We start from the raw sequence: 20,247 nt of genomic DNA, 5'->3' as shown, positions 1-20,247 counted from the left end.
AGGGTATGGTCACAGTACGTGAGCAACTTCCTGATCAGCTCAATGAGCTATCAGAGGAAGCGACTGTAGAACATGCCGATGAAGCGCAACAGGCTCTAGCAACTTGGCTAGATCGAGTGCGTGGAATTTTAGACGGTGCTGAACTTAAGCAGTTAGAAGAAGTCGCGCAATTAGTATTACAAAAAGAATTGGCGACCACAGTAAATTCCAGAACCAATACCTTTGCAACAGGCATTGGGATGGCCGATATTCTCGCGCATTTACATGTTGATGAAGATACGCTGGCAGCAGCTGTGCTTTATCGTAGTGTGCGTGAAGATCTCACCACCTTAGAGGAAATACAGCAGCAATGCGGTGAGCAGGTTTACAACCTTGTCAAAGGCACTTTGGCGATGGGTAAACTTTCTGAACTGATTGAAAAGAATAAACGTTTAGAAGATCACTTTAATAATAATCAGCGTGAACATCTGACAGGCATCTATAAGATGTTGATATCTGTGACAGAAGATGTTCGTGTGGTCTTGATTAAACTGGCTGAACGGACCTTTGCTTTACGTGAATTGGCGCATTCTTCAAAAGAACGTCAAGAGCGTGTTGCACGAGAAATTCTCACCATCTATTCACCTTTGGCGCATCGTTTAGGCATTGCCCAATTAAAATGGGAGCTCGAAGATCTTGCTTTCCGTTATTTGGCACCAGAACGTTATAAAGAGATTGCTTCTTTACTCAATGAAAAGCGTCTAGAGCGTGAACAATATATTCAGTTTGTGGTAGATAAACTCAAGAATGAGCTGGCTGGGCATGATATTGAGGCCGAAATATCAGGTCGGGTAAAACATATTTATTCGATCTACCGCAAAATGAAGAGTAAAAATCTAAGTTTTGATCAGCTTTATGATATTCGCGCGTTACGGGTTTTGGTTAAATCTGTCGCAGAGTGTTATCACGCTTTAGGCATTGTGCATCAAATTTGGCGTCATATTCCTCATCAGTTCGATGACTATATTACCAACCCAAAAGCCAACGGTTATCGCTCTTTGCATACTGCGGTGATTGCAGAAAATAAATCTTTGGAAATCCAGATCCGAACCAAAGAAATGCATGAAGAAGCCGAGTTGGGCGTGTGTTCACACTTCAATTATAAAGAAGGCTCGAAAACCACCGACTATTCATTTAATCATCGTTTGCATTCTTTACGTGCAGTGCTTGAACATTATCAAGAACGTACCGAAACCAGTGCGCATCCCAATGAAGATGAAACAGAAGATTTTGAACAAATTCAAGATTTTGAAGGTTTTGAAAAAATCTATGTGTTTAGCCGTGATGGGGATATTAAAGAACTACCACGCGGATCGACAGTGCTTGATTTTGCTTATCATGTGCATACCGAAGTCGGCAATAAGTGCTATGCATCACGGGTCAACCAACGCTATGTGCCGTTAACCTATACCTTAAAAACAGGCGAACAGGTTGAGATTTTAACCAAGAAAGATCGTGAACCCAATCGTGATTGGTTGGTTAACTCTTTGGGTTATATTAAAACAGCACGTGCGCGTGACAAGTTGCGCCACTGGTTTAGACAACAAGATCGCAGTAAAAATTTGGAAGTTGGGCGTGAGCTACTCAATAAAGAACTTTCACGTTTAGCGATTCATCCGAAAAGTATTGATTTAAGTGATTATTGTAATCATTTCAATGTGAAAACTGGGGATGACATCTTGGTGTCATTGGTGAGTGGGGAAATTAGCCTGCATGCCTTGATCAATCAAGTCAATCGCCACATGCACTTAGATCAGGATGAACCAGAGCTGGTTTTAAAACCAACATTAAATCCACGCGCAAGTCATACCTTGTCGGCGCATGGAATTTTAATTGATGGTTTGGACAATGTTGAATTACATATTGCACAATGTTGTCAGCCTGTTCATGGTGAGTCGATTGCTGGATATATCACATTGAATCGTGGTGTTAGTATTCACAAGGTTGCATGCCCAGATTATATGCGCATGATCAAGTTAGAACCTGATCGTGCGGTTGAAGCGGATTGGGAGATGCAACCGACACGTGGGCAAAGTGTGCAAATTGTGGTGGAAGCGTATGATCGCCGTGGTTTGTTAAAAGATTTGACCCAAGTGATTTTTTCAGATCAGATCAATATCCGTCAGGTGAATACGATTTCTGAAGCAGATGGTATTGCCAATATGAAATTGTTGATTGAAGTGAAAGGCTTGGCGCAATTGTCTCGCCTCTTGGCGAGATTGGAGCAACAGCCTGGCATTATCAGTGCTCGACGCTTGGTTCAAGGCAATTAGTTCGCTGTTCTGACATTATTTATTTCAAAAAAACCTGCACAATGCAGGTTTTTTGATTTGAAATCACCCTATAAAAATTACACGCTACATTTTTTTGAGTTTTGGTAAATGGCGATATTTTCTATGTTGGCTTGAGCATCAGTCATAAGTTGAGTATCGACTTGACCAGGATCTGACTCAGTCGAGACCTTATTGGCAAAGCCTCCAGCTTTGGATGCTGTATCAGAGCCTCCACCAAAAGCATTTAAAGCACTACTTGCAAGACCCGCCCATTTACTAATGGTTTTGCCTGTTGCCTTAGTTTCAGAAGTGGAGAGCACGCGGCTTGCATTGGCTTTTTCAACAGCAAGCGCGGCACAATCCATACTTTTTAGTTCAGTAGTGCTCAGTGGGGCAGCAGTTAGGATTGTACTTGATGCAAGTATGGTTATTGTTAGGAGTGTTTTTTTCATTGTTTATTCCATTTGCACATTGGAAACAAAACTATAAATTAAAATAACAAAAACAAAAATTACAAAGCTGTTAGGAAGCGAAATAGGCGCTTCCATAAGGCGGTATTACAATCAAAATCTAAAATATTTTTATATCAATATAAATGACTTAAGCCTATAAGCCATAATTTTTTTATGACCTATAGGCGAGCAAAAATTACTTTTTGGTGAGCAGTAAATTGGCTAAACGATTGACAAACTGGGGGCTGATTGCAGAGAGTTGGAACATAATTTTGGTTTTCAATCCCACAGGCGTATGCGTAGCCGTTAAGATGCTTCCTTTGGCTTTGACTAAGGCAAACACTTGTTCGGCAACATCTTGGGGCGTGAGACTGACCCCAATGTTTTGAATCGCGCCTGCATCCATGTCTGTCACCATCGTTGTTTGGACAAAAAGCGGCATCACATCCAGTACACGAATGCCATATTTTTGCCATTCGATATCTAATCCTTCTGTAATACCGCGTACGGCAAATTTACTGGCAGAATAAGAGACTAAATCTGCTTGTCCATAAATGGCTGATGCTGAGGAAAGATTGATGATACGCGCAAATTTCGCTTGTTTTAGATAGGGAAGTGCGGCATGACAGCCATTTAAAACGCCATTGACATTGATATTGATTGTACGGTGATGAGCACTAATCTCAGTTTTTTCAAAATCTCCAGAATACAGAATCCCAGCATTATTGACTAAAATGTTGAGACCATTTGCCCATTGAGAAAATTCTTTAAGCGCGGTTTGCCATTGTGCATAATCGCTCACATCTAATTTTCCCGCTTTGGCATTGTCACCCAATTGATCTGCTAAAATTTGAGCCTGCGCTTCATTGATATCATAAATACCAACTTGATAACCTTGTTGGTAGAATAGACGTGCAATCGCAGCCCCAATCCCTTGCGCAGCACCACTAATGAATATGCTTTGACTCATTGCAGCATCCTTTTTAGTTTATTTTGATTGCAAAGAGTTGAACATAAAACATGCAGAACAACAAGTGTTGTGCAGTCATTTGTTATTGATCTTAAAGGACATAAAATGCAACAGCTATTCGCCATCATGAAACAATTACGTGCAGAATGCCCTTGGGATCGTGAACAGACACCTGAAAGTTTAACGCGCTATGCGATTGAAGAAGCATATGAAGTGGAAGAAGCAGTGCGTTCTGGTGATATAGATGAAATTAAAAATGAATTAGGTGATTTATTGCTACAAGTGGTTTTTCAATCACAGATGTACAGTGAGCAGGGGGCTTTTGATTTTAACGATGTTGTCGATGTACTTTGTCAAAAATTGATCCGACGCCATCCACATGTTTTCCAAAAACAACAATTTGATAATTTAACGCCTGAACAAGTGTCGGTGTTGTGGCAGGAAATTAAACAACAAGAAAAACAGGGCAAAACTCAATCTCGATTAGATGCGGTAAAACATGGTCCTGCTTTATCTCAGGCAGAAAACATTCAAAAAAATGTCGCAAAAGTAGGCTTTGATTTTCCTGATGTGGCGCAGGCCTACGATAAAGTCAAAGAAGAACTGGCAGAGTTTGAAGAGGCGCTGCAATCGGAAAAACCTGATGAAATTATGGATGAATTTGGTGATTGTTTATTTTCTTTAATCAATGTAGGGCGTAAACTAGGCATTTCAAGTGAGATGGCGCTGTTAAGAACCATTTATAAATTTAAATCTCGCTTTGCTTATATTGAAGATAAAATCAATTTTAAAAATAAAAGATTAGAAGATGTATCTTTAGAAGAAATGGATCTCCTTTGGGATCAGGCAAAGCAACAATTAAAATCACAGGTTAGCAATGAGTAATCAGCATTTTTATTTTAATCGTGTAGTAAAACTAATTAAATCGTCTTTTTTATTGGTGCTTTTGAGTTGCTCCTTGAGCTTGTATGCACAACAGTTTGATCAAGCTTATCTCAACTGGAAAGCACAACAACAGGCCCATGATGCACAATTAAAAAAAGTCGACGATCAATACTATCTTTCACGACCGAATAGCCAAAAATCGCCATCGAATAGCAATCACAAAGGCCCATCATCTTCTGCTCAGTCTTCAAACAGCTCAGCTTTAAAAGTCAGTTTAAATTCTGCAAATGCTGAACAATTACAACAGCTCACGGGTGTGGGGGCAAAGAAAGCACAGGCGATTATTGCTTATCGTAATCAGAATGGCGGATTTAAAAGTATCGATGACTTAAAAAAGGTCAAAGGGATTGGCGAGAAACTTTTCGAGCAGAATAGAGCACGGCTGAGTTTATGATGGGTTTAACAGCCTGTAGATCGACGAATTATCAATAGTCCATAAATTCAAGTGAAGTTTGCGAGAATCAAATTGCCCTTTAGCTGTGTAAGCGATATCATTAGCACAATTATGATTTTTACGTCCTGACGTAGGAGACAGTGTCTTTTGCAAACTTTGCGTGCGTCAAAGTGTGGGTTATCCACCGCTCAATTACCTTCCTCCATTTTAGATGTTATTGATTCTTTAACTAAAGCTGGCTATGAAGCTTATATAGTCGGTGGTGGTGTACGTGATTTAATGCTTGGCTTAAATCCGAAAGACTACGATGCTGTGACCAATGCAACACCTTCACAGGTGAAAGAGGTATTTGGTCGTCGTTGCCGAATTATTGGGCGACGTTTTGAATTGGCACATGTGTACTCAGGTCGTGAATTGATTGAGGTGGCGACATTCCGTGCCCCACCGAAAAAAGCCATTACCTCTGCACAAGGGATGATTTTACGTGACAACAATTGGGGAACAATAGAGCAAGATTTTGCTCGACGTGATTTTTCCATCAATGCCATGTATTACCAACCTCGAAAAGGGGAAGTGCTCGATTTTTGTCATGCTATTGATGATATAAAAACCAAAACTTTAAGACTATTGGGTGATCCCGCACTTCGTTTTGAAGAAGATCCAGTACGGATGTTGCGTACATTACGTTTTGCTGCGAAGTTAAATTTTAGTATAGATCCTAAAATATTAGACGTTTTTACCCAAGAAATGACGCAATTGCTGCGTGATGTTTCTCCGCATCGTTTATATGATGAGTCGCAAAAATTATTCACCATGGGGCATTTGCATCGTGTGATGCCGATGTTGATTGAATTTGGTATTTGGAAGCAATTATTTGCTGATATTAGCCCTGAGATTACTCAATTTATAGAGCGTGCAGCGAAAAATACCGATCAACGGATTCAAATGGGTAAAACCATTAATCCTGCATTTTTCTATGCGGTATTGCTCTGGAATAATTTCTTAGCGCGTTGTGATTTCTACCATGCTAAAGGTGTGGTTGCTGCAGAAGCACGTGCTCAAGCAGGTTTGGATGTGTTAAAACGCCAAGCGACACGAACCATTATTCCTCGTTTTGCCGAAACCTTTATTCGTGAAGTCTGGGAAATGCAAAGCCGTTTGCTCAACCCGAAACCACAACAGATTGAAGCGCTTTCGGGTCATGCACGTTTCCGTGCAGGATTTGACTTCTTGTTGTTGAGAGAGAAGTCAGGTGATGCTTCTACCAATGGCATGGGTGCATGGTGGGAAGCTTACCAAGACATGTCGACTGATGAGAAAGAGCGTGCAATTGGCAGCTATAATCGTCAGCGTGCTAAGAGTCGTAAGAAACTTGCTGAAGTTGCCCCTGTTGAAGATGTAAAAGCAGCAGCTTCCACGCAAATTGAACCATTGGTGAAAGAACAAGAATCTCGTAGCCGTCGTTCCCGGACTAAGCCAAATTCAACATCATCTCAAGATTTTAGAAGTAGAAATGATGCTCGAACAGCAGTAAACAAAGGCGAGATCACAGCGGATCATCCAATTACCAAGCGTAGACGCGTACAACGTGATTTAAGCAGTGTGATTTTTGGACCGACCCAATCATGATTAAAACCTATATTGGTTTAGGCAGTAATTTAGGTGATTCTGAGCAAATTCTACGGGAAGCTGTAGAAAAACTCAGAAACTTAGGTGTTGTTATCGTTTCAAAGCTGTATCAAAGCCCGCCGATGGGGCCTCAAGATCAGCCAAATTATCACAATGCAGTTGCAGAATTACACACCGATTTAGCGCCTTTGGCCTTGCTGGATGAGCTGCAACGTATTGAAAATGAATCAGGTCGAGTACGGTTACGCCGCTGGGGTGAGCGTACTTTAGATCTAGATCTTTTGCTTTATGCTGAAAAAAACATTATAAATGAGCGGCTCACAGTACCGCATATCGGTATTTTAGAGCGTGATTTTGTGGTGATTCCATTGTTGGATCTCGATCCTGAGCTCCAAGTCAATGGACAATCATTGCAAAAGTTAGATTTCGTGCAACATTCAACCCTTCGTGTTTTAACAGATCAGTCATGGGCTGATTAAAGGATTGAATGGGCAGAGGAACTCTCATTGATAGAGGAATATCGTCATGATTAGCCTAAGTGATTTAAGACAATTCAAAACTCAGGGACGTAAATTTTCATGCTTAACTTGCTATGATGCAAGTATGGCAAAAGGTATGGAAGTTGCTGAGATTGACACCATTTTGATTGGTGACTCTTTAGGGATGACAATCCAAGGGCATGATTCTACCTTGCCTGTGACTGTTGCAGATATGGCCTATCATACTGCGGCTGTACGTCGTGCAAATCAACATGCGTTTGTCCTGTGTGATTTACCCTTTATGAGCTATGCCACGCTCAATGATGCGTTGCTCAATTCAAAAACCGTGATGCAAGCGGGCGCTCAAATGGTGAAAATTGAGGGCGGTGAGTGGCTGGCTGAAACTGTAGAAGTTTTGACACGAAATGGTATTCCTGTTTGTGTACATTTGGGTTTAACACCACAATCGGTGCATGTTTTTGGTGGTTATAAATTACAAGCGAAAACGCGTGAATCAGCAGATCAACTGATTGCGGACTGTAAAGCTGTAGTTGATGCAGGTGCGGCTGTGTTATTGCTTGAATGTGTTCCGGCACAGATGGGTAAAGAAATTGCTGAATTGTTCCCACACGTTCCTGTGATTGGCATTGGTGCTGGTGCAGATACCGATGGTCAAGTACTTGTGGTGCAAGATATGCTTGGTTTGACGTTTGGTAAAGTGGCACGTTTTGTACGTAATTTTATGAAAGAACAAGCAGGGGAAACTGCAATCGTGGATGCATTTAAGGCATATCATGTTGCTGTACAAGAGCAATCATTCCCTGCCAAAGAACATACTTTCCAAGTAGAGCTGTAAACATGAAAACAGAAACGACCATTCAAGGATTAACAGCATCACTTCAACCTGCTCGATCGGCACGTAAAATCATTGGTTTTGTACCGACGATGGGAAATCTACATCAAGGCCACTTAAACCTGGTTCGTGAAGCGCGTAAATTATGTGATGTGGTGGTGGTCAGTATTTTCGTGAATCCAATCCAATTTGGACCGAATGAAGATTTTGATAATTATCCTCGTACACTTGAGCAAGACAGTAATTTGCTTGCTGAAGTGGGTTGCGACATTGTTTTTGCACCTTCTGTGGAACAAATGTATGGTAAATTCCCACGCTTAACCAATATTAGTGTGGGCGAAATTACCAATGACTTGTGCGGATTACAACGTCCAGGTCATTTTGATGGTGTTGCTGTTGTTGTCACCAAATTGTTTAATATTGTACAGCCGAACTTTGCATTTTTTGGACAGAAAGATTATCAACAATTGGCTGTGATTAAGCAGGTTGTTCGTGATTTGAATATGCCAATTGAAGTGATTGGTGTGCCAATTGCACGTGCTGAAGATGGTTTGGCCTTAAGTTCTCGTAATGGTTACTTATCTGAACAAGATCGTCAAACAGCTCCTGTTATTTTTAAGAGCTTAACGACTGCTGAACAAGATTTACATGCAGGTAAAGCACTTGTAGATGTCTTGGCGCAAATTCGTGAAAGTTTAAATGATGCAGGGTTGGTTGTGGATTATGTCGAAGCACGTAGTCCAACGTTGCAAAAAGTTGAACAATTCGACCAAGATGTTGTATTGTTTGTTGCAGCGAAATTAGGCAAGACTCGTCTGATTGACAATTTACAAGTAAAACATTTGACATAAACTTTGCTTTTAGGATCGCCATGCCATGAAGCGCATACTTATCGTAACAGGACAGTCTGGTTCAGGTAAATCATCTGCTTTGCAGGTGCTTGAAGATTTGGGTTATTACTGTATCGATAATTTGCCTTTGGCATTGCTTCCTGAAATCGTTGAAAAGCTGGATAGAGAAAACAATTTAGAATTATTGGCACTCGGTGTCGATGTTCGAAGCGCCAAAGAAGATTTACAAGGTTTTGATCAGGTTTTTCAACAGTTACAGAAACATGGCAGCGTAGACGTTATTTATTTAACGACGCGTGATCAGGAGTTGATTTCACGTTTTAGCGCATCGCGACGTCCACATCCTTTGTCAAACCGCTTCCAAAGTTTGAATGAATGTATTCAAGAAGAAAAAAATTTATTGCTCCCCATTCAACTGCGAGCAACAGTACATATCGATACAACGGATAAAAGTGTACACGATTTAAAAGATACCTTATTGTCCAAACTGGGACAGTCCGATAAACTCATTTTAATTTTGCAATCTTTTGGTTATAAACATGGTATTCCATTAGATGCAGATTTTGTTTTTGATGTAAGGCATTTGCCGAATCCACATTGGGATTTAGAGTTACGTAAATATTCGGGTTTAGATGAACCAGTACGTAAATTTTTAGAAGCCAGCGAGCAAGCAAATGAGATGTATCAAGACATCTATCAGTTTTTAAATAAGTGGTTGCCTGCTTTTTCGGAAGGTCATCGTCACTATATTACAGTGTCAATTGGCTGTACGGGGGGGCAACATCGTTCGGTTTATATTGTGGATAGGTTGAAAAAGGCTCTTGAGTCGAAATGGACTATTCAGGTATTACATAGAGAAATGAAGCACTGGTCATGATTGACACAACTGTTGACGTAATTAATAAATTAGGATTACATGCGCGTGCATCTGGAAAACTAATCGAAGTCACGACTAAATTTAAATGCTCTATTCAAATTGGTAAGGGTGACAAGTTAGTCGATGCCAAGAATATCCTTTCTTTACTTATGCTCGGAGCGGGTAAAGGAACCACCTTGCGTCTAGTGATTGATGGTGCAGATGAAGAAAAAGCTTTGTCTGAAGTTCAAGCACTGTTCGCAGATAAATTTTACGAGGCAGAATAATCGTGGCACGTCGTCCGCAACGTTTTACTGAAGATGATTTTGAGTCTTTAGAAGGGCGTGCAAGTAAAACCGAACAGAAAAAAGCTGTACAACGTATGGCTGCTTTAGGTGAACAACTCGCAGAGTTGTCGAAGAAACAAATTGAATCTTTACCTGTCGAAGATCGGTTGATTGAGGCTTTGCTTGATGTGCAATTGATCACATCTTTTGAAGCACGTCGCCGTCAATTTCAACGGATTGGTAAGCTTTTGCGTAATGAAGACGAAGCTATCATTTTGTCTTATTTAACCCCTAAACAAGGGATTAAAAAGTTGGCGCAATTGGATCGTTGGGTTGATCGAATGATTGAACAGCGTGATCCTGCAATTAAAGAATTCTGTAAATCTTATAATGCTGCAGAAAGTCATTCTTTACGTCAGCATGTATTGCGCATTCATCGGGATATCACCCGTCAAGCCACTGCTGAAGAATTAGCGGCTTCTAAACTTAAGTTATTAAATTATGCCCAACAAGTGGCTTTGATTTCGGATAATTCCAAGTAAACTCAAATAAATGATCGTGACAAATAAAAAACGACCCTTTTGGGTCGTTTTTTATATTTAGCCGAGATATGAATTAAACTTTTGGTGGCATCATCGGCATGTTTTCGCCTGCTTTAAATTCTGGTTGGAATTTAACAACACATTTGCCATCGATGATTTTATCACCCATTTTTACTTGGATTGCTTTGCCATCAGTCTGACCTGCACATGATTTTTGAATCGCATCCCACTGTGCTTTACGTTCTGCACGTTTTTGTGCAAATTCTTGCTTAATTTGAGCACGTTGTTCTTCGGTCATGTCTTTCATACGTGGCCCATCATGACGCATCATATGGCCACGTTGTTCTCCATCTCGACGGAAATCTTGTTTCATCTCTTTCATCGCCTTGTGATCAGGCTTGAATACGATATTACATGTACCATTAATATTTTGCTGACCTGCTGTCACCTGAACCGTTTGACCAATTGCTTTGCCATCACAGGCTTTTTGCATTTGTTGGCGTAACGCTTTATGTTGAGCACGCTTCTGTTTCATTTCTTCACGTTGTTCTGGTGACATTTTATGATGTTCACCATGCATCATTGGGCGGCCATCTGGACCGTCTTTAGGACCAGGATTGGATTGGCAGGCTGTTAAAGCCCCCGCAGTTAAAATACTTGCTGATACCAGTGCGATTTTTGTCATTGCTTTCATTGTTACTACTCCAATGAATATTTTGATGTTCTGTTGATACAGTAAAGATTAAATAATAATGATGTAGAAACAATGGAGAGAATTTTGAGCAACTGTTGGGTACAATGTTGAAATGAGAAGAAAAACGTGAGACCAGTTTTGAAAATACGTCGAGTTCCCATTGCATTACGCTTATTTCTGACTGTTTTGTTGACAACTTTAGTCATTACAACAGTGAGCTTGGGTGTCTTACATTGGACTATGCAAAAGAACTTTGCCAGATATGTTGCAGATGTTGAGATGCAGAAACTTGATCATCTGATCGAAAACTTGGCAGATGTATATGGGGTCTATCAAGACTGGGGTAACGCGGTTCAAGCACAGATTTTGCAAATTGAAGGTGATGCTGCGCCTGATGATTATGATAAATTATCACGCTGGTGGCTACGTCGTCAGTATGATATCGCTTTACAGCAACGCTATTTTAAAGAACATACAATGGTGGCGACTTTGGGACAAACGGACGGTGCAGTTCATAAGTCTCAGCTGGATAAAGAAGAACTGAAAATTCTCGAAGAAAATTTACCCTCAGCTTATCAACCTTTTGAAGGTTTGAAATTTCCGCTTAGTTCAAATCAAAACTTATATAGACCCTCAGATCGTAAAGCAAATAAACCGCCTATAGGTAAAGATAAAAGTCATCTTTCAGCAGGACACGAAGCAGCAGCTTCTGCAGCGAAAGAAGCACCAACGCGAGATCCGATGCGAACGGTAAATCCGCAGAATGGCAAAAAGATATTTGTGTCATTGCCTGACCGTTTGGGGCTGAGTTCACGACTTTCTTTATATGATGCAAAACAACAGTTTATTTTAGGTGAACCGTCAGATGATCAGGTGTCTTATCGTCCGATTTTAGTCAATGATGAAGTGGTCGGTTACTTGGGTTTAAAACCAGTTTTAGATCAGGATGATGCGCTGAGTATTAACTTCTTTAGTAATCAAAAGCGTTATTTAGTGCTGATTTATATCTTCACCTTCTTATCAAGCTTGGTTGCAGCATTGTTATTGGCGACTTATTTTAAAACACCGATTCAACGTTTATTGAATGCAACTCGCGAATTAACCAAAGGTAACTACCAGCATCAAGTGGTGATTAACCGCAATGATGAATTGGGAGATTTGTCGACAGAGTTAAATCAACTGGCCGTCATTCTTGACCAGCATGAAACATCACGCCGTCAGTGGGTTGCAGATACTTCACATGAATTAAAAACGCCATTAGCAGTATTACAAGCACAGATTGAAGCCATGCAAGATGGGATTCGCAAGCCGACACCAGAACATTTTGAAGCGATGTTACGTCAGGTTACGAGCTTGAAAAAGTTGACACAGGATTTAGCCGATTTGGCGCAAGCTGAAGCACAACAATTAAAATGCTACTTTGCAGAAATTGATCCTTGGTCGGTGGTTTTACAAGAAATAGAGAATTTTAAACCTAAATTTGAACAGGCTGATTTAACAATTTCTGCCACAGGTGAGGGAGCGAAATTACAATTAGATATAGATCGCTTTAAGCAAATTATGGTCAACTTACTTGGAAATAGTATTCGCTATACTGAGGCAGGTGGTGAAGTCCAAGTGCATACAGAGCAAGATGCAGATTCTTGGAGTGTGATTGTTGATGATAGCCCATTGGGTTTGAGTGATGAACAGATTGCACACTTGGGCGAACGTTTCTATCGTGTGGATAATTCACGTACACGTAGTACAGGTGGTACAGGATTGGGCTTAGCTTTATCAGGTAAAATTGCACAAACACTCGGTGGTCAGCTTACTTTTGATCATTCGCCATTAGGCGGTTTGCGTTGCAAACTGACATTTTCAAAACATACTAAAGTTTAAAAGGAATAGTACAACATGAAGCATATCATGCTGGTAGAGGATGAAGTTGAACTTGCGCAATTGGTGCGGGATTATCTAGAAGCAGCAGGCTTTGAAGTCAGTATGTTTCATGATGGTCAAGAAGCGTATGACAGCTTCCTGCAACGCAAGCCAAGTTTAATGGTGTTGGATTTGATGGTCCCGCGTATGGATGGTTTGACCATTTGCCGTAAAGTACGTGAGCAAACCGACTTACCGATTATCATGGTGACTGCACGAACTGAAGAAATCGATCGTGTCTTGGGTTTAAATATGGGAGCAGATGACTATGTCTGCAAACCTTTTAGCCCAAAAGAGTTGGTGGCACGTGTACAAGCGGTATTACGCCGTTTAGAACGTAAAGCTGAACCTGAAGCCAATGACTTATTTCGTATTGATAAAGCACAACAACGTATCTGGTATCAACAAAAATCGTTGAATTTAACGCCAACTGAATTCCGCCTTTTAGAGCTTTTCCTCGAACATTTGGGACAAGTCTATTCTAGAGCGCAACTTTTAGACCATATTAACCCAGATAGTTTTGATGTTGCTGACCGTGTTATTGATAGTCATATCAAGAACTTACGTCGTAAAATATCTGAAGCAGCGGAAACCGGAAATCGTCATGAATGGGTACAAGCTGTTTATGGTGTAGGCTACCGTTTTGAATATCCAGAAGATTAAGTTTTCGACATTTTAAGTTCATCGTTGTGGATAAACACAGGTTTATCCACAGATATTGTGGGTAAATGTTTATAAATGTAAAAAGTTATGTTTGAAAAATAAACATATAACTTTATGTTTATTGATATATTCTGATTTTGACTGAATCGTGGATAGATAGAGCTTAGGTCTGTTGATCTAATGTGCGATCCAAAGCCCGCTAATTATTTAATGTGTTGATAAACCGCCAATACCTGCTTTTGGGCTTTGGTCAGGCTCTTGCTCACAAGCTCATAAGAGCCTTCAACCAAGTCTTGAATCAGATCAGCACTGATCTGTTCGTCTTCATAGACTGAAATCCAATGACGTTTATTCATATGGTAACCCACCTGAATCGAGGGATAGAGATCTCTCAACATTTCGCCATGATCAGGTTCAACTTTTAAATTAATCAGTTTTTTGCCATGCAGTTCAGAGCCTAACATAAACATTTTTCCCATCACTTTAAAAACAGGAACATCCTCACCAAAGGGATAGTCAAGTTCGGATTTAGGTAAATCTGATGCAATCTTAAATGCTAAAGTTCGGATTTCTTCACCAGTCATCATTGTCTCTTTTTAAAATATTCTTTATGAATAAATGCTAATCACTGTTCCATCATCGACCAGCTTCCAAATTTCATCCATGTCTATATTTCTAACGGCAATACACCCCCATGTCCAGTCATTTCTAGGTAAGTAGGTCATTAAACTAGGCAGCTTTTCCACTTGTGAGCGTGTTGCTGAACCATGAATCATAATGTCGCCACCAGGAGAAACGCCAAGTTGGTTGGCTTTAGATTTATCCTGTTGGTTTGGATAGGACACATGCAGTGATTTATAAAATGCACTATTGGGATTACGCCAATCTAGAATATAACGACCTTCAGGAGTTTTTCCATCACCTTCTTTAACTTTATGTCCAATAGGATCAAAGCCTAAGCGCATTGGATATGTTCGTATGTCTTGATCATGATGCATGAGTTTAACAATACGATCTGATTTATAAACTTTAACTTCGGTGATTGGCGTGTTTTGACGAAGACGTTGAATCTCTTGCTCAGATAAATTCTGCACATGTATGGCAGCATTTGCCGTTGGAATAAATTGATTATATTTTTGATAAGTCCAGACACTTGCTATAGCTATAGCCAAAAGAATCAAGCATGGAATGAGGTATTTTTTATTCATTTTAGAATACTAATGTTGTAAAACCCTGTATTGCCTAAATTTTATTCATTCTAAAGACAAAAGCTGTAGTTAATTTGTGATTGTGGATTTATCCTGTGGATAAACACAAGTTTATCCACAGAAATTGTGGGTAACTATAACAATATCGGCTATTCATGTGACGATTCCTCTTTTAAGATTTTTTCTTTAATTTAAGCTATTATTAAAAATCAATTTAATATATTTAATAAATTGTGTGTCTATAACAACAAGGATTAAAATATCCGAGGTCAGTTACATGAAGAAAAATTTAATTGCAGCGATCATTGCTTCTACAATGATGCTTGCTGCTTGTGGAAGTGATTCATCAGATCCAAAAACGGACAATGAAAAGCCTATCAATCCACCTATTCAACAACAAACCAATGTCAATCGTATTCAAATCTTAGATGCAAATCATCAACCAATTGCCAAACTTACGGTAAAAGTCGCATCTGCAAAGAGTTTAGGTATTCAATATTCAGAGAGTACAGATTTATTTGCATCTAATGACATTTTGCCAGATGCGAAAAGCTTTAGTTCAGTCACTTTAATAACGGATGAGCAAGGTTTTATTCAAGTGAATAATTTAACACCTGATCAGTATTTTGTTTTAACGAATGAAGCAACTTCACCCGTAGTCACCAGCTTTGTACTGAAAAAGCAGAACTCGAATGCTGAAGTCGTTCTCAATGTGCCATTAAGTTGTAAAGCTGAAAAATGTGAAGAAGTTAAGGCAATCGTTGGTTCACTGTCGGGCCAAGTTACTCAAAATGGAAAGCCTGTTAAAAATGCTCAAGTCTCATTATCTGGTGGTGCAGCGACCAATGGTGCATTTATTACGGCTTTAACAGATAACAAAGGGCAATTCAGCTTGACCTTTAATGTCTCGGCTAATCTGGCTGCTGCATTGAAAAATACCACATTGCTGATCAATGCCGAGGGCTATCAAACCATACAGAAAGCTGTATCTGTAAATAGTTCATCATCTTTTGGTAATCAATTCTTTTTAGCCCCAATCACAATAGCAACGGGTGATGTAGTGTGGAGAGAAACTTTTGAGCCAGATTCTCCTACAGTCAATGCCTGGACTAAAGAAAGTAGTTTGCAGCAACCGATTTGGAATCTAATAAAAACTGGTCATGGTATTCAAAATAAATTAGTTGGCGGTTTTGTGACTTTAGCACCCAATGATACCAGTAAGGGTGTTGTACCAAATCCTCCTCAAGGCAATCAAGCTTATTGGTATGGTGATATCCAACAAGGTAATTTTATAGGTAAACAATCAGGAAATAGTGCATTAGATGGTGGTACTTCTGAGGACAAAAATGATGCTCAATTAACATCGCCTTCAATCGACTTAAGTAAGGCAAGTAAACCACTGAGTTTAAATTTTAAAACATGGTGGGAAATTGAAGCAGTCAATCCGAATGAGAAAGGATTTGATCTGATGGATATTCAAGTATCGACGGATGGTGGGGAAAACTATAAGATGATTGCTCGATTAAACCCTTTATCTGATCCTGAAACGACATTGCTGAAAGCGCCTTTACCATTTACAAACTTTGGTTTTAACCTTGCACCAGCGATATCACAGCAAGAACCGATATCGCTGGATGAATTTGCTGGCCAGGCAAATGTAAAGTTAAGATTCCAATTTAAAACAGTGGATGGTTTATATAATGGGTTTAGGGGCTGGATGATTGATGATATTGAAATCAAAAAATCGCCAGGCACTTTCCCGCTATTTAGTGACAATGATAATTCAGAAGACCGTGGGGATGTTGAACCATACGCCGCTATGATTAAAATGATGAAAGTTACTTATCAATCACCACGTTGGTTAGATATTCCACAACGTTAATTTACTGTAATAAATAAAAAGCTCCCTAAATTGAATTAAACCTCAAATCAAGGGAGCTTTTTAATGGATTTAAGAAGAACAGCTCACCATTACTTCAGGAACATCGCTCGGTAAAGGCGTTAAATCTTTGGCTGTTTCTAAATCCGTTTGTTTGGTAAACGGTTGACTAAGCAATTTAAATAGACGATCAACCTCAGAAAAATCATCACGTTCAGCCTGTTCAATGGCTGTTTGTAGCATATGATTTCTTAAAATATAGACTGGATTGGCCTTTTTCATTTCTGCATCAAGTACATCAATCTCTTGCTGCTCACGAATACTGTGATATTGCGTCAAGAAGTTTTCAAATTGAAAGCGATCTAGGCAATCATCTTTAATAGCTTCGTATTCTTTATTCTGTAAGCGAAGAAAACTGTTGGTATAGTCGAGTTGCTCACTTTGTAGAATTCTTAAAAATGCCATACCACAATCAAAACTATCTTTGTGGAAGGCAGGTAGTCCAAGTTTTTGGCATAGCCCATGGGTATAATGTTCTAGAAAGGTCGGTTCAAAATGCTCTAAACATTCGACGAGGTCTTGCTTAAATTGTTCTTTATTTTCTGCTTGTGCCAGTGGAATTAAATTGTTTAACCAATTCCATAAGTTCCAATGTGCAATACTCGGTTGGTTTTGGTAGGTATAACGGCCATTGTAATCACTATGATTGTTGATCCAATTGGGACGGAAACGCTCCATAAAACCATAAGGGCCAAAATCAAGGGTAGAACCTGTAATATTGAGATTATCCGTATTCATGACCCCATGCGCAAAACCTACCAATTGCCATTTTGCGATCATGACAGCGGTGTTTTGGATCACTTGCGTTGCAAATGCTAAAACAGTGTCTTCAAACTTTTGCTGTTCAGCACTTAAACATTGTGGATAGTGCCATTCAATACATTTTTGGGTAAATTCAGTGAGTAACTCTGGCTGATATTGATTGATCCATTCAAAATGCCCTAAACGGATGTGGCAATCCGAAGTGCGTAACATCATTGCACCAAGTTCAAGTTTTTCTCGTTGTACACCTTGGGTTGAAGAAGTAAAGCCTATGGAATTGCTTGAAGCAACCCCCAGTGCATTGAGTGCATGACCTGCTAGATATTCACGAATCACAGAGCGTAATACAGCACGTCCGTCTCCCATACGAGAGTAAGGGGTTGAGCCTGCACCTTTTAAATGTAGGTCAATGGTTTGGCCTTGTCGATTTAAAATTTGCGCTATCAATAGGCCACGCCCATCCCCCAATTGACCTGCCCATTGTCCAAATTGATGCCCTGCATAAACCATGGCAAGGGGATGAAATTCAGCAAAGGTTTTTTGTCCGCTACAAATCTCGACCCATTGGGCTTTTTCATCTTCAGACCATTGTAATTCATCCGCAAGCGCAGCATTAAAATGCCCAGCCTTTGCACCTTTCAGTGGGCTAGGCATTTGCTCATGGTAGAGCTTTGAATCGAGAGATGGATAACGTGGGGCAAATTGCATAGCGATCGGTCACAATGGTTTTACTTGTCCCTCTCAATATAGCAAAGTTTTAAGCTGTTGAGATAATGTCGACTGTTTTAGTCGACAATAAATAGCTTTGCACCAAATGCGGTAGAAGAACGATGCGCTTCAGCTTGGTCTGCAACTTGATAACTCATCCCTGCTTTTAAGGTAAAGGTACGTCCATCATCAAGTTCAGTGTGCAACTCACCTTCCAAGCAAAACAGGATATGACCTTTTAAACACCAGTGGTCAGCCAAATAATCGACAGAATATTCGACCATTCGCACTCGAATATTGTCAAATTGCTGTGTGCGCCAAAGTGCAAAGCCTTGCTCACCCTCATGGCGCGTTGTTGGAACTTCTGCCCAGTTGGTAATGCCAAAGGGGATGTTATTAATTTGCATATTATTTTCTCTCAATATTCTCAGTATGAATGTCTGTAAAAAAATGGATAAAAGAAAAGCCCCTTTCGGAGCTTTGCTTTTGATGTGTATTGAGAATTTAAGAAACAACGTTCTTTTTGATTCCACGCATCAATGTTTCTAAACGTTCACGATGGAAAGCAAGTTTCTGTTCGACCAATTGGAAATCAACTTTAAGTTTGACATCCATTTGGTGGATCTTTTCAGCAACAGATGCTTTTTTCGCTTGTAGCTCTTGTTCTTTTAACGCAGCCCAATCATTTAATGTATTGGTGAATGCTTCATATTCTTGCGATACTTTTTGTTTCATCGCGATAATATCTGCATTGACGTTATGACCATAAATCGCTAAATCCTGTTCAGCATATTTAAATCTCATCGCCAATTCCGCTTTTTTGATATTGAAGCTTGGGATACGACGTAGGTTCTTGGCTAAACCGATTTTAGAGCACGACCAAATCAACCATTTTGTTGGATCATATTGCCACCATTTCACACCATTACGATAATCGTATTGGAAAATATGGTGATAGTTGTGATAACCCTCGCCCCAAGTTGCAATGGCAAGAACAAAGTTATCACGTGCAGTATTTTCGTCAGTATAAGGACGTTTGCCCCACATATGGCAGAGTGAGTTGATGAAGAATGTTACATGATGGCTAATGATTAAACGGAGCAAACCACCTAAGAGTAATACGCCCCACATGTCACCTACAGCCCAACCCAGTGGAACTAAAATCGCAGCATGTACAGCAATCACAAGTGGAACATAATACTTGTCTTGGAACATAACCACTTTGTCATTCAACAAATCAGGTGCATTTTTATAATTTGATTCAGCAGCAGGATAATTACGTAACATCCAGCCGATATGAGCGTACCAAAAACCATTGTTAATCGAATACGGATCTTGATCTACATCATCCACATGGCGGTGATGTGTGCGGTGACCAGAAGCCCAGAACAAAATACTGTTTTGAACAGCAAAAGTTCCCATGATCATCAAAATGATTTTAAGTGGTAAAGTCGCTTCGTATGCACGATGTGCCCACAAGCGATGATAACCTGCAGTAATACCTAAACTACTGAGACCGAGTAAAACGAATAAACTAATCCAAGCTGCCGCACTAAAATCATGGTGGTAGGCATATAAAGGGATCGCAATTACTGCCACAAGGGGTAGAAACACCAAGGCAAAAACACCGATCCAATTTATTGGGGCTTTGGGTAGGGGAGCATTCATCTCCAACAGCACTCCTAAGAACCTTAATCAGGTAAAGTTAAACGCATAGCTTCAGCATTTTTCTAGGCTATACTTTCACAGATATTATCATGGGCGAACATGTGTTCACTAGTAT

Annotated in this window: 21 protein-coding genes; 13 read left to right on the top strand and 8 right to left on the bottom strand. The window is 39.9% G+C overall.

All coding sequences use genetic code 11. The features are described from left to right. The first annotated feature begins 5 nt into the window (after positions 1-5). A complete protein-coding gene (locus MTO68_RS20125) occupies positions 6-2,312 on the top strand; it encodes a bifunctional (p)ppGpp synthetase/guanosine-3',5'-bis(diphosphate) 3'-pyrophosphohydrolase (RefSeq protein ID WP_004725915.1) in 2,307 nt (768 codons plus the stop codon). 77 nt (positions 2,313-2,389) lie between these two features. On the opposite strand, the gene MTO68_RS20120 is transcribed toward MTO68_RS20125, so the two are convergent. Both MTO68_RS20120 and MTO68_RS20115 read right to left on the bottom strand, forming a co-directional pair. Then, on the bottom strand, positions 2,390-2,764 hold the full coding sequence (locus MTO68_RS20120; protein ID WP_004817008.1) for a hypothetical protein: 375 nt from the start codon (positions 2,762-2,764) through the stop codon (positions 2,390-2,392). A 196-nt stretch (positions 2,765-2,960) separates the two neighbouring features. Next, entirely contained in the window at positions 2,961-3,734 is a 774-nt protein-coding gene (locus tag MTO68_RS20115) for an SDR family oxidoreductase (RefSeq protein WP_244014108.1), read from the bottom strand. A gap of 105 nt (positions 3,735-3,839) precedes the next feature. Here MTO68_RS20115 and mazG point away from each other — a divergent pair, with 105 nt between their 5' ends. The 9 genes from mazG (at position 3,840) to yjgA (ending at position 10,570) form a co-directional block, all read left to right on the top strand. Beyond that, positions 3,840-4,619 carry a nucleoside triphosphate pyrophosphohydrolase gene (gene mazG / locus MTO68_RS20110; RefSeq protein WP_244014106.1) on the top strand — a complete coding sequence of 260 codons (780 nt, stop codon included), beginning with the start codon at positions 3,840-3,842 and terminating at the stop codon, positions 4,617-4,619. Next, a complete protein-coding gene (locus tag MTO68_RS20105) occupies positions 4,612-5,073 on the top strand; it encodes a ComEA family DNA-binding protein (protein ID WP_244014104.1) in 462 nt (153 codons plus the stop codon). Before mazG ends, MTO68_RS20105 begins: the two co-directional genes overlap by 8 nt. Before the next feature lie 147 nt (positions 5,074-5,220). Continuing rightward, positions 5,221-6,702, top strand: a complete 1,482-nt coding sequence (gene pcnB, locus MTO68_RS20100) for a polynucleotide adenylyltransferase PcnB (protein ID WP_034612381.1) — start codon at positions 5,221-5,223, stop codon at positions 6,700-6,702. Beyond that, a complete protein-coding gene (gene folK, locus MTO68_RS20095) occupies positions 6,696-7,181 on the top strand; it encodes a 2-amino-4-hydroxy-6-hydroxymethyldihydropteridine diphosphokinase (protein WP_244016006.1) in 486 nt (161 codons plus the stop codon). The genes pcnB and folK overlap by 7 nt, the downstream gene beginning before the upstream one ends. Before the next feature lie 46 nt (positions 7,182-7,227). Beyond that, complete coding sequence (panB, locus tag MTO68_RS20090) at positions 7,228-8,037, top strand: 3-methyl-2-oxobutanoate hydroxymethyltransferase (RefSeq protein WP_239044860.1); 810 nt, start codon at positions 7,228-7,230, stop codon at positions 8,035-8,037. A gap of 2 nt (positions 8,038-8,039) precedes the next feature. Beyond that, positions 8,040-8,885: a pantoate--beta-alanine ligase gene (gene panC, locus MTO68_RS20085; RefSeq protein WP_244014102.1), complete on the top strand. Its 846-nt coding sequence runs from the start codon at positions 8,040-8,042 to the stop codon at positions 8,883-8,885. Between the two features lie 25 nt (positions 8,886-8,910). Continuing rightward, a complete protein-coding gene (rapZ, locus tag MTO68_RS20080) occupies positions 8,911-9,762 on the top strand; it encodes an RNase adapter RapZ (RefSeq protein ID WP_004725931.1) in 852 nt (283 codons plus the stop codon). After that, complete coding sequence (locus tag MTO68_RS20075; protein ID WP_004725933.1) at positions 9,759-10,028, top strand: HPr family phosphocarrier protein; 270 nt, start codon at positions 9,759-9,761, stop codon at positions 10,026-10,028. The genes rapZ and MTO68_RS20075 overlap by 4 nt, the downstream gene beginning before the upstream one ends. Before the next feature lie 2 nt (positions 10,029-10,030). Beyond that, positions 10,031-10,570 carry a ribosome biogenesis factor YjgA gene (gene yjgA / locus MTO68_RS20070; RefSeq protein ID WP_004725935.1) on the top strand — a complete coding sequence of 180 codons (540 nt, stop codon included), beginning with the start codon at positions 10,031-10,033 and terminating at the stop codon, positions 10,568-10,570. Between the two features lie 73 nt (positions 10,571-10,643). Here the strand turns inward: yjgA and MTO68_RS20065 are convergent, their stop codons facing one another. Continuing rightward, on the bottom strand, positions 10,644-11,264 hold the full coding sequence (locus MTO68_RS20065) for a hypothetical protein (protein WP_244014100.1): 621 nt from the start codon (positions 11,262-11,264) through the stop codon (positions 10,644-10,646). Positions 11,265-11,402: 138 nt separating this feature from the next. Between MTO68_RS20065 and baeS the strand changes: the two genes are divergently transcribed. Both baeS and MTO68_RS20055 read left to right on the top strand, forming a co-directional pair. Continuing rightward, positions 11,403-13,145, top strand: a complete 1,743-nt coding sequence (baeS, locus tag MTO68_RS20060; protein WP_035370610.1) for a sensor histidine kinase efflux regulator BaeS — start codon at positions 11,403-11,405, stop codon at positions 13,143-13,145. Positions 13,146-13,160: 15 nt separating this feature from the next. Beyond that, positions 13,161-13,847, top strand: coding sequence for a response regulator (locus MTO68_RS20055; RefSeq protein ID WP_004725942.1), 687 nt, complete (start codon positions 13,161-13,163; stop codon positions 13,845-13,847). A 203-nt stretch (positions 13,848-14,050) separates the two neighbouring features. Here the strand turns inward: MTO68_RS20055 and MTO68_RS20050 are convergent, their stop codons facing one another. Together MTO68_RS20050 and MTO68_RS20045 are read right to left on the bottom strand one after the other, a co-directional pair. Continuing rightward, positions 14,051-14,431 (bottom strand): MmcQ/YjbR family DNA-binding protein, encoded by a 381-nt coding sequence (locus MTO68_RS20050; protein WP_244014099.1) that lies wholly within the window; start codon positions 14,429-14,431, stop codon positions 14,051-14,053. Positions 14,432-14,455: 24 nt separating this feature from the next. Next, positions 14,456-15,055 (bottom strand): L,D-transpeptidase family protein, encoded by a 600-nt coding sequence (locus MTO68_RS20045; protein WP_004817028.1) that lies wholly within the window; start codon positions 15,053-15,055, stop codon positions 14,456-14,458. A gap of 277 nt (positions 15,056-15,332) precedes the next feature. Here MTO68_RS20045 and MTO68_RS20040 point away from each other — a divergent pair, with 277 nt between their 5' ends. Then, positions 15,333-16,937, top strand: a complete 1,605-nt coding sequence (locus tag MTO68_RS20040; RefSeq protein WP_244014097.1) for a carboxypeptidase-like regulatory domain-containing protein — start codon at positions 15,333-15,335, stop codon at positions 16,935-16,937. A 69-nt stretch (positions 16,938-17,006) separates the two neighbouring features. Here the strand turns inward: MTO68_RS20040 and MTO68_RS20035 are convergent, their stop codons facing one another. The 3 genes from MTO68_RS20035 to MTO68_RS20025 form a co-directional block, all read right to left on the bottom strand. Beyond that, positions 17,007-18,464 (bottom strand): protein adenylyltransferase SelO family protein, encoded by a 1,458-nt coding sequence (locus tag MTO68_RS20035; protein ID WP_244014095.1) that lies wholly within the window; start codon positions 18,462-18,464, stop codon positions 17,007-17,009. A gap of 77 nt (positions 18,465-18,541) precedes the next feature. Beyond that, entirely contained in the window at positions 18,542-18,871 is a 330-nt protein-coding gene (locus MTO68_RS20030) for a DHCW motif cupin fold protein (protein ID WP_004725953.1), read from the bottom strand. A 97-nt stretch (positions 18,872-18,968) separates the two neighbouring features. After that, positions 18,969-20,132: an acyl-CoA desaturase gene (locus MTO68_RS20025; protein ID WP_004725954.1), complete on the bottom strand. Its 1,164-nt coding sequence runs from the start codon at positions 20,130-20,132 to the stop codon at positions 18,969-18,971. Positions 20,133-20,247 lie beyond the last annotated feature (115 nt).

Source organism: Acinetobacter sp. NyZ410 (assembly GCF_022828975.1).
In the GTDB taxonomy this organism is placed as follows: Bacteria; Pseudomonadota; Gammaproteobacteria; order Pseudomonadales; family Moraxellaceae; genus Acinetobacter; species Acinetobacter guillouiae.
This window is presented reverse-complemented; position numbering and strand designations above follow the sequence as displayed.